The sequence below is a fragment of the Variovorax sp. HW608 genome (assembly GCF_900090195.1).
Taxonomy (GTDB): domain Bacteria; phylum Pseudomonadota; class Gammaproteobacteria; order Burkholderiales; family Burkholderiaceae_C; genus Variovorax.
Genome location: NZ_LT607803.1, coordinates 4,462,716 through 4,476,024, shown reverse-complemented (window position 1 = coordinate 4,476,024; position 13,309 = coordinate 4,462,716). Strand labels below are relative to the sequence as shown.

The window sequence follows — 13,309 nt, the reverse complement described above, 5'->3', positions numbered from 1 at the left end:
GTACAAGTACCATTCGCTGGCAAGCTTCATGCTCGCCCCTTCGCAACCACAGGGATGTATCCATGAGTTTCGATCTCGTACTTTTCGGCGGCACCGGCGACCTCGCATGGCGAAAGCTGATGCCTGCCCTCTTCCAGGCATTCCGGCACGGCACCTTGCCCGAGGGTGGCCGCATCATCGGCATCGCGCGCGACGACCTCGACGACGACGCCTACCGCGAGCTGATCCAGGCGCGCTTCAATGCGGTCGAAGGCGCCAAGCGGCCGTCTCCCGAAGAATTCAAGAAGTTCGCCTCGCTGCTCTATTTCCTGCGCATGGATCTTTCGCAGCCGGCGGACTACCAGAAGCTCGCGGAGAAGCTGAAGGCGCGCAATGCCAATGTCGTGGTGATGTACCTCGCGACCGCACCGGCGCTGTTCACGCAGGTGGTCGAACAGATCGCGGCAGCGGGCCTCAACGGAGAGCAGACCCGCGTGGTGCTCGAAAAGCCGCTGGGCCACGACCTCGCCTCGAACCGCGCGATCAACAGCGCGGTGCGCAAGGTGCTGGCCGAGCAGCAGGTGTTCCGCATCGACCACTACCTGGGCAAGCCCTCGGTGCAGAACCTCTTCGCGATGCGTTTCGGCAACGCGCTGTTCGAGCCGATCTGGCGCCGCGAGCACATCGCCAACATCCAGATCACCATCGCGGAAGACCTCGGCGTCGAGAAGCGCGGCGCCTTCTACGACCAGACCGGCGCGCTGCGCGACATGGTGCAGAACCACGCGCTGCAACTGGTCTGCGCGATCGGCATGGAGCCGCCGATCAACGCCCATGCCGATGCGATCCGCGACGAGAAGCTCAAGGTGCTGCGCGCGCTCAAGCCGTGGACGGCCGAATCGATCGGGCTGCACGCGATCCGCGGCCAGTACACCGCGGGCACCGCCTACGGCGAACGGGTGCCGGGCTATCGCGAGGAGCCGGGCGTGGATCCCGACAGCCGCACCGAGACCTTCGTGGCGCTGCGCACCGAGATCGCCAACTGGCGCTGGGCCGGCGTGCCGCTCTACATCCGCACCGGCAAGCGGCTGGCGTCACGCGACGCACGCATCGAGGTCAGCTTCCGGGAGACACCGCACGCGATCTTCCGCGCGCCGGCGAACTCGGTGAACAAGCTGGTCATCAACCTGCAGCCCAAGGATGGCCTGGAGCTCCACATGCTCGCGCAGGCGCAGGACAACCGGCAGCGCAATGGCAACCGGCGTGTGGGACCGCAGCTCGCACCGGTGCAACTCGACCTCGACTTCGACAAGCGCTTCGGCTCGGAACGGGTGGGCGCCTATGAGCGTCTGCTGCTGGACGTGATCGACGGGCGGTTGAACCTCTTCGTGCGCAGCGACGAGCAGGAGGTGGCCTGGCGCTGGGTCGAACCGCTGATCGACAGTTGGAGCTCCGACGGCACACCGCGCCCCTATGCCGCCGGCACCTGGGGCCCGAGCGCGTCGAGCGCCATGATTGCCCGCGACGGTTACGCCTGGGGCGAGGAACAGTAGCCTAGTCTCGACCTTCCTCCACTGCGTGGCATGCCACCTGCACGCCGCGCAATGACAGCAGCTGCGGGCGTTCGGTCTTGCAGCGCTCGTTGGCGAGCGGGCAGCGCGGATGGAAGGTGCAACCCGGTGGCGGATCGAGCGGGTTCGGCACCTCGCCCTGCACGGGCGTGCGCGACCGGCCCACGTGCTTCATCTGCGGGATGGCATCGAGCAGCATGCGGGTGTACGGGTGCTGCGGCGACTCGAACAGCTTGTGCTTGTCGGCCAGCTCGACCAGCCGCCCGAGATACATCACGCCCACCTGGTCGGCCACATGCCGCACCACCGCAAGGTTGTGCGAGATGAACAGATAGGTCAGCCCCTGCTGCCGCTGCAGGTCCTTCATGATGTTGAGCACCTGCGCCTGCACGCTCACGTCGAGCGCCGAGGTCGGCTCGTCGCACACCAGGAATTCCGGCTGCGTCGCCAGCGCCCGGGCGATCGAGATGCGCTGGCGCTGCCCGCCGGAGAACTGGTGCGGGTACTTCACCATGTCGGCCGGGCTCAGGCCCACCGACTTCAGCAGCTCGCCGACGCGCTCGTTCAGCGCGGGGCCTTCCTTCAGGATGCCGTGCTCACGCAGCGGCTCGCCGATGATGGCTTCGACGGTCCAGCGCGGGTTGAGGCTCGCGTAGGGGTCCTGGAAGATCATCTGGATGCGGCGCCGCAGCGCGCGGCCGCCGGGACTCCTGTAGGCCGCATGCACATCCTGCCCGTCGAAGTGCATGCCGCCGCGCGAGGGCTCGTACAGGCCCACGAGCAGCCGCGCCACCGTGCTCTTGCCGCAGCCGGATTCGCCGACGAGCGCCATCGTCTTGCCGCGCTCGATCGTGAAGCTCACGCCGTCGACCGCGCGCAGCAGCACGCGCGGCTTGCGCTCCAGCACCCGGTTGAGCCAGGGCGGCGAGACGTCGAAATTCTTGGCCAGGTCGTTGGCCTGCACCAGTGCATTCATCGGATGACCTCGGCTTCTGCGTGGGCCGGCGCGGCCGCGTGCAACCAGCAGGCGGCCCGCGTGGCGCCCGCATTCATCAGATCGGGGCGGTCGACCCGGCAGCGGTCGAAGACGCGCGGGCAGCGCGGATTGAACGCGCAGCCGCCCGGAATCGCATTGAGCCTCGGCATCGCGCCGTCGATCTGGTTGAGGCGCTCGCGGTCCATCGTCATGTCGGGAATCGAGGCCATGAGGCCCGAGGTGTATGGATGCGCCGGCTGGTGGATCACCTCCTGCACCGGCCCGATCTCCGCGATGCGGCCGGCATACATCACGGCCACGCGGTCGCAGGTCTCGGCGATCACGCCCATGTCGTGCGTGATCAGCATCACCGCCGCGCCGCGCTCCTTGCAGATGCCCTTGAGCAGCTGGATGATCTGCGCCTGGATCGAGACGTCGAGCGCGGTGGTCGGCTCGTCCGCCACGATCAGCTTGGGCTCGGCCGCCAGCGCCAGCGCGATCACCACGCGCTGCCGCATGCCGCCGGAGAACTGGTGCGGATAGTGGTCGATGCGCTGCGCGGCGCCGGGGATGCCGGTGTCTTCCAGCAGCCCGATCGCGCGCCGGCGCGCCTCCTGCTCGCCCACCGGCAGGTGCGTGCGGATGGTCTCGGTGAGTTGCCGGCCGATCGTGTAGAGCGGATTGAGCGAGGTCAGGGGGTCCTGGAAGATCGCGCCGATCTTGCGCCCGCGGATGCGGCGCATCGCCTCGTTCCCGAGGTTGTCGATGCGCTGGCCTTCGAGGCGGATCTCGCCCCCTGCCACGCGGCCGGGCGGCTCCAGCAGGCCGATGATGGCCGCGCCGGTGAGCGACTTGCCCGCGCCGGACTCGCCGACCACGCCGAGGATTTCACCGGGCGCGATATCGAAGGAGATGTCGTCCAGCGCCCGCAGCGTGCCGTGCCGGTGCGGAAACTCGACGACGAGGTTGCTGACCTGCAAAAGACTCATGGTGCTATCTGCCATCGGCCGGCGAAGCCAGGCCCGTTGGTGAAACACCGCGGGTCCGGCTTCGCCGGTCCGCTGGTGTTGCCCCCTTGAGGGGCTGAGGACCGCGGCTCCGAGCCTGCCAATGCAGGCTTGGACGGGCCTGAAGAGCCGCTGCCTCTGGCAGCGACTCGGAGGAGGCTACACGAAGTGAGCAAGCAACGGGGGTGTTCATCGAAGTCTGGGATTGAGCGCATCGCGCAGCCAGTCGCCCAGGAGGTTCACGCTGAGGGCGATCAGCACCAGCATGAGCCCCGGAAAGACGGTGATCCACCATTCGCCGGAGAACAGGTAGTCGCGCCCGGTGTTGATCAGCGTCCCGAGCGAAGGCGAGGTCGGCGGCACGCCGACGCCGAGGAAGGACAGCGTGGCCTCGGTGATGATCGCGGTGGCGACATGGATCGTCGCCAGCACCATCACCGGCCCCATCACGTTGGGCAGCACGTGGCGCAGCATGATGCGAACCGGCGGCACGCCGGTGACGCGCGCGGCCTGCACGTATTCCTTGTGGCGCTCGACGAGCGTGGACCCGCGCACCGTGCGCGCGTACTGCACCCAGCCCGCGAGCGAGATCGAGATGATGAGCACGCCGAAGGCCAGTGACCCGTGCGCGTCGGGAAAGAGCGCACGGCCGATGCCGGCGATCAGCAGCGCGATCAGGATCGGCGGAAAGGACAGCATCACGTCGCACAGGCGCATCAGGAAGGCATCGAGCCATCCGCCGAAGAAGCCTGCGGCGAGGCCGAGCGCGACGCCGACGACCAGCGACAGCAGCACCGACACCAGCCCGACCACGAGCGAGATCCGCGCGCCGTACATCAGCGCCGAGAGGATGTCACGGCCCTGGTCATCGGTGCCGAGCAGGTACTTGGTCGTGCCCTCGGCGCTCCATGCCGGCGGCAGCCGTGCATCGCCCAGTTCGAGCACCGCGAGGTTGAACGGGTCGTGCGGCGACACCCAGTTGGCGAAGACCGCGCAGAAGACGCAGACGAAGGCGATCACCGCCGCGAGCATCGCCACGGGCGAGCTGCGGAAGCTGTAGCCGACATCGCTGTCGAGCCAGCGTGCAATTGTCTTGTTCATCGTTGTGTTCCACCGCGCTTCACGCGACACGCGACCCGCGACATCGGCACGGCCAAGCCCAGGAAGCCCGCGGAACCGGCTTGGCCGGGCCGCTGGGCTTGCCCCCAGAAGGGGGTGTCAGAGCCACACGAAGTGGGCGAGGCTGGGGGTGAGCTCAAGGTTGCTGCGGCTTGATGCTCATCCACTTGAAGAACATGAAGTTGTCGGCGAGCTGCGTGAGCTCCACCTTCTTGCTCACGCCCCAGGCGAGCGACTGCTGGTGCAGCGGCAGGTGGCCGATGTCGTCCGAGTGGATCTTGAAGGCTTCCTTGATCATCTCGTTGCGCTTGTTCTTGTCGGTCTCGGACTGGATCTTCCGGGTCAGCTCGTCGAGCTTCGGATTGCAGTACGAACCGAGGTTGAACTGGCCCGTGCCCTTGTCGTCCGGACACGCCATCAGCGAGCTCAGCGCGTTGTGCGAGTCGTAGGTGGTCGGCGTCCAGCCCAGCATGTAGAAGCTGGTGTCGCGGCGCAGCACCTTCGGGAAGTAGCTGCCCTTGGTCTCGGCCACCAGATTGATCTTGACGCCGATGCGCGCCAGGCCGGCGGCGACACCCTGGCAGATCTGCGCGTCGTTCACGTAGCGGTCGTTCGGGCAGTTCATCGACACCTCGAAGCCGTTCGGGTAGCCCGCGTCGGCCAGGAGCTTCTTGGCCGCGTCGATGTCGTAGGGCAGGCGCTTGTCCTGCTCGGCATTCCAGCCGTTGATGCCGGGGCCGACCATCAGCGCGGTCGGGCGCGATGCGCCGCGCATGACGGTGCGCTGGATGCCGGCGATGTCGATGGCCTGGTAGAAGGCCTGGCGCACGCGCTTGTCCTTGAAGGGGTTCTTGCCCTTCACGTTCGAGTAGAGCAGTTCGTCGCGCTTCTGGTCCATGCCCAGGAAGATCGTGCGCAGCTCGGGGCCGGCGATCACGCGGGCGTTCGGGCTGGCATTGATGCGCGCGATGTCCTGCACCGGCACCGGCTCCATGACGTCGACTTCGCCGGAGATCAGCGCGGCGACGCGGGTCGCCGGGTTGGCGATCGGCGTGAAGACGATCTCCTGTGCGTTGCCTTCGATCTTGCCCCAGTAGTTGGGGTTGCGCGTGAACACGGTGCGCACATCGGGCTGGCGCTCGCGCACGCGGAACGGCCCGGTGCCGTTGGCCTTGAACGATGCGGTGTTCTCGACGCCCTTGCGCTTGTCGACCGGCTTGGCTGCGCCGTTTTCCTCGCACCACTTCTTGCTCATCATCATCGTCAGCGTGATGACGTCGGGCAGGATCGGGAACGGGCCGTTGGTTTCGATCTCGACCGCGAGATCGCCGACCTTGCGCACTTCCTTGATGTCACTGAGCGTCGCCTTCATGTCGGAGCCGTCGCCCTTCGCGCGGGCGAAGCTGAAGACCACGTCGTCGGCCGTGAACGGCGTGCCGTCATGAAAGGTCACGCCGCGGCGCAATTCGAAGCGCCACACGTTCGGCGAAGTCTGCTTCCAGCTCGTGGCGAGCAGCGGCGCGAGGCTCAGGTCCTTGTTGCGGCCCACGAGCGGCTCGTAGGCATTCGAGGTCACGCTCAGCTGCAGCGATTCGTTGAGCGAGTGCGGGTCGAGCGAAAGTGCGTCCCCCTGGTTCGCGATGCGAATGGTTTGCGCGCCGGCCACCAGGCTCGTGGCCGCGAGCACGGACAGGATCGCCGCGGCGATCACGTTTTTCTTCAGACTCATGTGAAGCACTCCTCTGGGTTGGAAAGGTTCAAGAGGCCGCCTGGGCCATCTTGCTTCTTGGGCTGCCGGCCTCGGCGGCCAGCGGCATGCCCTGCTCGATCAGACCCGCATGCAGCGCGGCGCCGAGCGGCAGGATTTCATCGTTGAAGTCGTAGCGGCTGTTGTGCAGGAAGGCGCCGCCCTTCGCGTCCTGGCCGATGCGCAGGTAGGCGCCCTTCTTCTGCTGCAGCATGAAGGAGAAGTCCTCGGCGCCCATGCTGGGCTCCATGTTGCGCTCGACGTTGTGCGCGCCGACCAGCGACTGCGCGACGTCGCCCGCGAACTGCGCCTCGGGCGCGGTGTTGATGGTGGCCGGATAGATGCGCTCGAACTTCACGTGCGCCGTCGCGCCGAAGCCCGCGGCGACCGCCGAGCACAGCTCGGCGAGACGGCGCTCGACCTGCTCCTGCACGCGCGAGCTGAAGGTGCGCACCGTGCCCACCAGCGTGGCCCTGCCCGGCACCACGGCCATCGCGCTGAGATCGCCGGCCTGTACCGCGCAGATGCTGATCACCGCCGCGTCGATCGGCCGCACGTTGCGCGACACGATGCTCTGCACGGCCGTGATGATGTGCGCCGACACCACGACCGGATCGACCGTGAGATAGGCGTGCGCGCCGTGCCCGCCCTTGCCCGTGACCTCGATCGTGATGCGGTCCGCCGCCGCCATCATGGCGCCGCGGTTGATGCCCACGGTGCCGGCCGGCAGCCCCGGCCAGTTGTGCATCGCGTAGACCGACTCGACCGGGAAGCGATCGAACAGGCCGTCCTCGATCATCACGCGCGCGCCCGCGAAGCCTTCCTCGCCGGGCTGGAAGATCAATACCGCGGTGCCGTCGAAGTTGCGCGTCTCCGCCAGATAGCGCGCCGCGCCGACCAGCATCGCGGTGTGGCCGTCGTGTCCGCAGCCATGCATCAGGCCGTTCTTGGCCGAGCGCCATGCGAAGTCGTTGTCCTCGCACATCGGCAAGGCATCCATGTCGGCGCGCAGGCCGATCATGCGGCCGCTTCCGGTCGAGCGCCCGCGGATCACGCCGACCACGCCCGTGTTGCCGATGCCGGTGTGGATCTCGTCGACCCCGCAGACCCGGAGCGCCTCGGTCACGCGGCCGGAGGTGTAGACCTCCTCGAAGCCGAGCTCGGGATGCGCATGCAGATCGCGCCGGAACGCGGTGATCTCGGGGTGGAAGCGGGCGATATGGGCAAACGCCCTTCCGGACGCCTGCAAACGGGGTTCAGTCATCAGTGTCCTCCTGCAGTGCCGACGCGCAATCGCGGATCGACGACGAAGTAGAGCAGATCGACCACGAGATTGATGACGACGAAGATCAGCGCGATCAGGCAGAGGTAGGCCGCCATCACCGGGATGTCGGCGAAGGTCACCGCCTGGATGAACAGCAGCCCCATGCCGGGCCACTGGAAGACGGACTCGGTGATGATCGAGAAGGCGATCAGGCCGCCGAGCTGGAGCCCGGTGATGGTCATCACCGGCACCAGGGTGTTCTTCAGCGCATGGCCGAAGTGGATCGCGCGGTCGGAGAGCCCGCGTGCGCGAGCGAACTTGATGTAGTCGGTACGCAGCACCTCGAGCATCTCCGCCCGGACCAGACGCATGATGAGCGTGAGCTGGAAGATCGCCAGCGTCGCGGCCGGCAGCACGATGTGCGTCCAGCCGTCGGCGCGCAACAGGCCCGTGCTCCACCAGCCGAATCGAACCACCTCTCCGCGACCGAAGCTCGGAAGCCATCCGAGCAGGACCGCGAAGACGAGGATCAGCAGGATGCCGACCAGGAAAGGCGGCAGCGAAACGCCGAGCAGCGACAGCGTCATGAACACCTGGCTCATGAAGCTGCCGCGCCGCAGCGCGGCGTAGACGCCCATCGGGACGCCGATCGCGAGCGCCAGGACGGCGGCCACCATCGACAGTTCGAGCGTGGCCGGGAAGCGCTCCGCGATCAGCCGGGACACCTTCGCACCCTGCCTCAGGCTCAGGCCGAATTCCCCCTGCGAGGCATTGACGAGGAAATGCCAGAACTGGACGAAGAAGGGCTGGTCGAGCCCGAGGGCCGTACGCAGCTCCCGGATCTGCTCGGGCTTGGCATCCTGCCCGAGCAGGAACACCACCGGGTCACCGACGTACTGGAAGAGGAGGAAGGCGATGAAGGCAACCGCGACCATCACGATCACGGCCTGAATCAGGCGGCGCAGTACGAAAGCGATCATTCAGCAGATGAAGTGTTCATCGATGCTAGCAGCAGCAAGGTACATGCCCATGCAGGAGTTCCCCAGTGTGGTGCGGCGGCACACATCGCGGTCGAAATGAAAAAAAAGCCACTCGACTTTCGTCGAGTGGCTTTCAGGAACTTCCCATTGATGCTGGCTTATGCCAGCGTCAGATCAGAAAGCGTGACGGATGCCGATGTCGTAGGCCGTCGAGGTCTTCGGGACGTAGCCGGTGGTGGTGCTCACGTAAGAACCGGTGGTCGACAGACCGTTGCCGGTCAGGCGGTTGTCCTTGTTGTTGACGTAGGCCACGGTGGTGTACAGGGCCGTGCGCTTCGACAGGTTGTGCACGTAGCCGATCGCCCACTTGTCAGCCTTCGGATCTTGCAGGCCGAAGACCTGGGTCAGGTTCTGGCTGATGGCGTTCGTGGCTCCGGGGATGCGCAGGTCGCTGTACTTGACGGCCGAGTACGAAGCGCGGATCAGGCCAGGGCCGACCGGCACGGTCGCGCCGAGGAGCCAGCCCTTGGCGCCCGGTTCGGTGAAGGCGAAGATGTCGGTGACGTTCGGAACCGAGTAGTCGACCTTGTTCTTGGCCTGCGAGTACTCACCGAAGAGCTTGACGACGCCGAAGTCATACGAAGCGCCGAGGTTCCAGGTCTTCAGCGTGCTCGTCGAACCAGCGAAGAAATCGTCACCGATCGTGGCTTCGCCATAGGCGGCGGCAACGTCCAGCGGGCCGTTGGCGTAGCCGAAGCGGCCACCGACGTAACGGCCGGTGCGCTGCGAGTTAGCCACGTTCGGGGTCAGGATGCCCGGATCATACTTCGTCGCTTCGTTGAAAGCGTACATGACCTGGCCGTAGAAACCACCCAGGTTCGGCGGCAGGAAGTAGCCGACCGAGTTGCTGGCGCGGACGTACAGCTGGTTCGTCGTGAAGCCGGTGGCATTGGGGATCGAGCCGCCGTTGGCCGTATTGATCAGGTTGCTGCCAACGCCGTTGGTGCCGAACGGATCGAACACGGTGTCGTTCCAGAAGGTCGGGACATAGTCGCGGCCGAGGCGGACTTCACCGAATGCACCCGAGAGGCTCACGGTCGAACGACGGTTGAAGAGACCCGTCGTGGTCGTACCGGTCACGTTCGAAACGTTGCCGCCCGTGGTGCCGTCGTCGTTGGCGATACCGGCTTCGAGCCAGAAGCTGGCAGCCAGGCCGCCACCGAGGTCTTCCGTACCGCGGAAACCCAGACGGCTGCTGTTGTAGCCCGAGTTCGTCAGCTGGTTCTTCGTGATCTTGGCGGTCTGGCCGAAGACGTTTTCCGACTTGTTCGAGTAGCCGTTGAAGGTCGCGTCGACCACGCCGAACAGCGTCACGGACGACTGGGCCGAAGCAACGCCGGCGACAGCCAGAGCAGCCAGGGCGACTAGAGATTTTTTCATTGCAAGTTTCTCCAAGGTTAAACATAGGGCTCCGGTGCGAAGGGCTCACCGTGACTGGCACTTCTGTGCACCCACCGGACCCCGGGCCAACCTCCTTTTGGGAAGTTGACGCTATTGCACCAGAGGCGCTCCGCAAGGGCAAAACAAATCGCCCGAAATGTCGGCCGGGCTCGACGTTTCGTTGCACGACTGCAACAAAGCATCTCGAACCCGCGGCGTACCGCAATGCGAAAACTGCCCCGCGGGATTTGTGTCCTTTTGTAGATCGGTTCCAATTGCCTCATGAACCGATCGCTCGACTCCGTCCTGTCGGTGGCAGACGCGGCACTGCGCACCCTCTTCGCCTCGTCGCACGCGACGCGGCCGACACCCTCGCCAGCCTCGCCGCCCGGCGCATTGAGCGACGCGGAACGCCGCGAAGCCGGCGCCCTGATGCGCGTCAATCATGTGGGAGAGGTCTGCGCGCAGGCGCTCTACACCGCGCAGGCCGCGGTGAGCCGGGACCCCGCGCTGCGCATGCACTTCAATGACGCCGCGCGCGAAGAAACCGACCATCTCGCGTGGACGCAACAGAGACTGGATGAACTGGGGGCGCGCCCGTCCATGCTGAATCCGCTCTGGTACCTCGGCGCATTCGGCCTCGGCCTGGTTGCGGGAAGGCTCGGCGATGCATTGAGCCTGGGATTCGTCGCGGAGACCGAACGACAGGTCGAAGCCCATCTCGATGGTCATCTGGACCGATTGCCGGCCGGCGATACGGCATCGCGGGCCGTCATCGACCAGATGAAGCTGGATGAAGCGCGCCACGCCAGCCAGGCATGGAGCGCGGGCGCCAGGGAGTTGCCGCCGCCGGCCAAGGCGCTGATGCGCGCGGCGGCCAAGGTCATGACGACGGTCGCGCACCGCATCTAGCGGATCGCATGGGCCGCCCCTTGCATCAGAGATCGATCAGATCGAAGCTGGTCGTGATCTCGGCCGTCTTCCCCAGCATCACGCTGGCCGAGCAATAGGTGTCGTGGCTCAATGCGATGGCCCGTTCCACTGCCGCAGCCGGAATGCCCTTGCCCGCCACGGTGAAGTGCATGTGGATCTTCGTGAAGACCTTGGGGTCCTTCTCCGCGCGTTCGCTGGTGAGCTTGACGCTGCATCGCTCGACCTGGTGCCGGCCGCGCTTGAGGATCAGCACGACGTCATAGGCGGTGCATCCGCCCGTGCCGGCGAGCACCGTCTCCATGGGCCGCGGTGCCAGGTTCCGGCCGCCGTTCCCGGGCTTCGCCGCATCGGGCGCGCCATCCATCATCAGGACATGGCCGGTTCCGGTCTCGGCGACGAAGCCCATCGCCGATTGCGTGCCGGAATTTCCGGTCCAACTGACAGTACATTCCATCTTCGATCACTCCAAGGAGGGGTCACGAACGCGCGTTGAACGAGAAAAACGTTCCGGCGGCGTGAATTTGTGTCTGAAAAGCGTCACTCGCTTGTTGCAATGCAACAAACAGTCGATATACTTTATTTCATCGCACACGAAGCCGTGTGCACCGGTTGTCTCCTCCACCCTCCCAATTGGTGGATTTAGCCCCGAGCCGCAAGGCCCGGGGCTTTTTTCTTGGGAGAGCCGACTGCGGGTGAGAGGCCTATGATCGCGGCCCTATGTCCAGCAACCCGAATCCGCCAGCCCAGACGCTCAGTTCCGCCGACTATCTCAAGCGAATCCTGACCGCTCGCGTCTATGACGTCGCCGTCGAATCGGCGCTCGAGCCGGCGCGCGCGCTGAGCGCAAGGCTCGGCAACACCGTGCTGCTCAAGCGCGAAGACCAGCAGCCCGTCTTCAGCTTCAAGCTGCGCGGCGCCTACAACAAGATGGCGCATCTGAGCCCCGAGCAACTCGCGAGCGGCGTGATCTGCGCCTCGGCGGGCAACCATGCGCAGGGTGTGGCGCTCGGGGCCCGAAAGCTCGGTACCCGGGCGGTGGTGGTGATGCCGGTCACCACGCCTCAATTGAAGATCGATGCCGTCAGGGCGCTCGGCGGCGAGGTCCATCTGCATGGCGACAGCTACTCCGACGCCTACGTCTATGCCCTCGAGCAGCAGAAGTCGCATGGCCTGACCTTCGTCCACCCCTTCGACGATCCGGACGTGATCGCGGGGCAGGGCACGATCGCCATGGAGATCCTGCGCCAACACCAGGGTCCGCTCGACGCGGTCTTCGTCGCCATCGGCGGCGGCGGCCTGATCGCCGGCGTTGCGAGCTACATCAAGGCGCTGCGCCCGGAGATCAAGGTCATCGGCGTGCAGATGAACGATTCGGACGCCATGATCCAGTCGGTCGCCGCGAAAGAACGCGTGGCCCTGCCCGACGTGGGCCTTTTCTCCGACGGCACCGCCGTCAAGCTGGTCGGCGAGGAAACCTTCCGCCTGGCGTCGGGGCTGGTCGACGAGTTCATCGCCGTCGACACCGACGCCGTCTGCGCCGCCATCAAGGACATCTTCATCGACACGCGCAGCATCGTCGAACCCGCGGGCGCGCTCGCGGTCGCCGCGATCAAGCAATACGTCGAGGAACGCGGCACGCGCGGCGAGACCTACGCCGCCATCCTGTGCGGCGCCAACATGAATTTCGACCGCCTGCGCTTCGTCGCCGAGCGCGCGGAAGTCGGCGAGGAGCGCGAGGCGCTCTTCGCGGTCACGATCCCCGAGGAGCGCGGCAGCTTCCTTCGCTTTTGCGAGCTGATCGGGCAGTTGCCCGGCGCTTCGCGCAACGTCACCGAGTTCAACTACCGGATCAGCGACTCGAAGGAAGCACACGTCTTCGTCGGCCTGACCACCACGACGCGGGGCGAATCCAGGACGATCGCGGACACCTTCGTGGCGCATGGCTTCGGCGCCATCGACCTCACGCACGACGAGCTCGCGAAGGAACACATCCGCCACATGGTCGGCGGACGGACGGGCCTCGCCCACGACGAGCGGCTGCTGCGCTTCGTGTTCCCCGAGCGGCCCGGCGCGCTGTTGAAATTCCTGAGCCTGCTGCGGCCGAGCTGGAACATCAGCCTCTTCCACTACCGCAACCAGGGCGCCGACTACGGGCGCATCCTCGTCGGACTGCAGGTTCCTGCGAGCGACGACGCGACCTTCGACGAGTTCCTCCAGACGCTCGGCTATCCCTTCGTCGAGGAGACGCAGAACCCCGCGTACCGCCTGTTCCTGCAGGCCTGAGGCGACGCGT

Annotated in this window: 11 protein-coding genes; 3 read left to right on the top strand and 8 right to left on the bottom strand. The window is 66.1% G+C overall.

Going from position 1 to position 13,309, the window contains the following annotated elements; translation table 11 throughout:
- Window positions 1-62: 62 nt before the first annotated feature.
- Window positions 63-1,532, top strand: a complete 1,470-nt coding sequence (zwf, locus tag VAR608DRAFT_RS21035; protein ID WP_088955822.1) for a glucose-6-phosphate dehydrogenase — start codon at window positions 63-65, stop codon at window positions 1,530-1,532.
- A gap of 1 nt (window position 1,533) precedes the next feature.
- Here zwf and VAR608DRAFT_RS21030 read toward each other — a convergent pair whose 3' ends face one another.
- The 7 genes from VAR608DRAFT_RS21030 to VAR608DRAFT_RS21000 form a co-directional block, all read right to left on the bottom strand.
- Window positions 1,534-2,526 (bottom strand): ABC transporter ATP-binding protein, encoded by a 993-nt coding sequence (locus tag VAR608DRAFT_RS21030; RefSeq protein ID WP_088955821.1) that lies wholly within the window; start codon window positions 2,524-2,526, stop codon window positions 1,534-1,536.
- The gene (locus tag VAR608DRAFT_RS21025) at window positions 2,523-3,515 is read right to left on the bottom strand and encodes an ABC transporter ATP-binding protein (protein WP_088955820.1); all 993 of its coding nucleotides are present in this window, start codon (window positions 3,513-3,515) and stop codon (window positions 2,523-2,525) included. The genes VAR608DRAFT_RS21030 and VAR608DRAFT_RS21025 overlap by 4 nt, the downstream gene beginning before the upstream one ends.
- 207 nt (window positions 3,516-3,722) lie before the next feature.
- A complete protein-coding gene (locus VAR608DRAFT_RS21020) occupies window positions 3,723-4,634 on the bottom strand; it encodes an ABC transporter permease (protein ID WP_088955819.1) in 912 nt (303 codons plus the stop codon).
- Window positions 4,635-4,788: 154 nt separating this feature from the next.
- A complete protein-coding gene (locus VAR608DRAFT_RS21015) occupies window positions 4,789-6,381 on the bottom strand; it encodes an ABC transporter substrate-binding protein (protein ID WP_088955818.1) in 1,593 nt (530 codons plus the stop codon).
- Window positions 6,382-6,409: 28 nt separating this feature from the next.
- Window positions 6,410-7,663, bottom strand: a complete 1,254-nt coding sequence (locus VAR608DRAFT_RS21010; protein WP_088955817.1) for a M20 aminoacylase family protein — start codon at window positions 7,661-7,663, stop codon at window positions 6,410-6,412.
- Window positions 7,663-8,643: an ABC transporter permease gene (locus tag VAR608DRAFT_RS21005; RefSeq protein WP_088955816.1), complete on the bottom strand. Its 981-nt coding sequence runs from the start codon at window positions 8,641-8,643 to the stop codon at window positions 7,663-7,665. The genes VAR608DRAFT_RS21010 and VAR608DRAFT_RS21005 overlap by 1 nt, the downstream gene beginning before the upstream one ends.
- Window positions 8,644-8,817: 174 nt before the next feature.
- On the bottom strand, window positions 8,818-10,083 hold the full coding sequence (locus tag VAR608DRAFT_RS21000; RefSeq protein WP_088955815.1) for a porin: 1,266 nt from the start codon (window positions 10,081-10,083) through the stop codon (window positions 8,818-8,820).
- A gap of 282 nt (window positions 10,084-10,365) precedes the next feature.
- On the opposite strand from VAR608DRAFT_RS21000, the gene coq7 reads away from it, so the two are divergent.
- The gene (gene coq7, locus VAR608DRAFT_RS20995; protein WP_088955814.1) at window positions 10,366-10,995 is read left to right on the top strand and encodes a 2-polyprenyl-3-methyl-6-methoxy-1,4-benzoquinone monooxygenase; all 630 of its coding nucleotides are present in this window, start codon (window positions 10,366-10,368) and stop codon (window positions 10,993-10,995) included.
- 25 nt (window positions 10,996-11,020) lie between these two features.
- On the opposite strand, the gene VAR608DRAFT_RS20990 is transcribed toward coq7, so the two are convergent.
- A complete protein-coding gene (locus VAR608DRAFT_RS20990) occupies window positions 11,021-11,470 on the bottom strand; it encodes an OsmC family protein (protein ID WP_088955813.1) in 450 nt (149 codons plus the stop codon).
- A gap of 263 nt (window positions 11,471-11,733) precedes the next feature.
- On the opposite strand from VAR608DRAFT_RS20990, the gene ilvA reads away from it, so the two are divergent.
- Window positions 11,734-13,299, top strand: a complete 1,566-nt coding sequence (ilvA, locus tag VAR608DRAFT_RS20985) for a threonine ammonia-lyase, biosynthetic (RefSeq protein WP_088955812.1) — start codon at window positions 11,734-11,736, stop codon at window positions 13,297-13,299.
- Window positions 13,300-13,309: the final 10 nt, after the last annotated feature.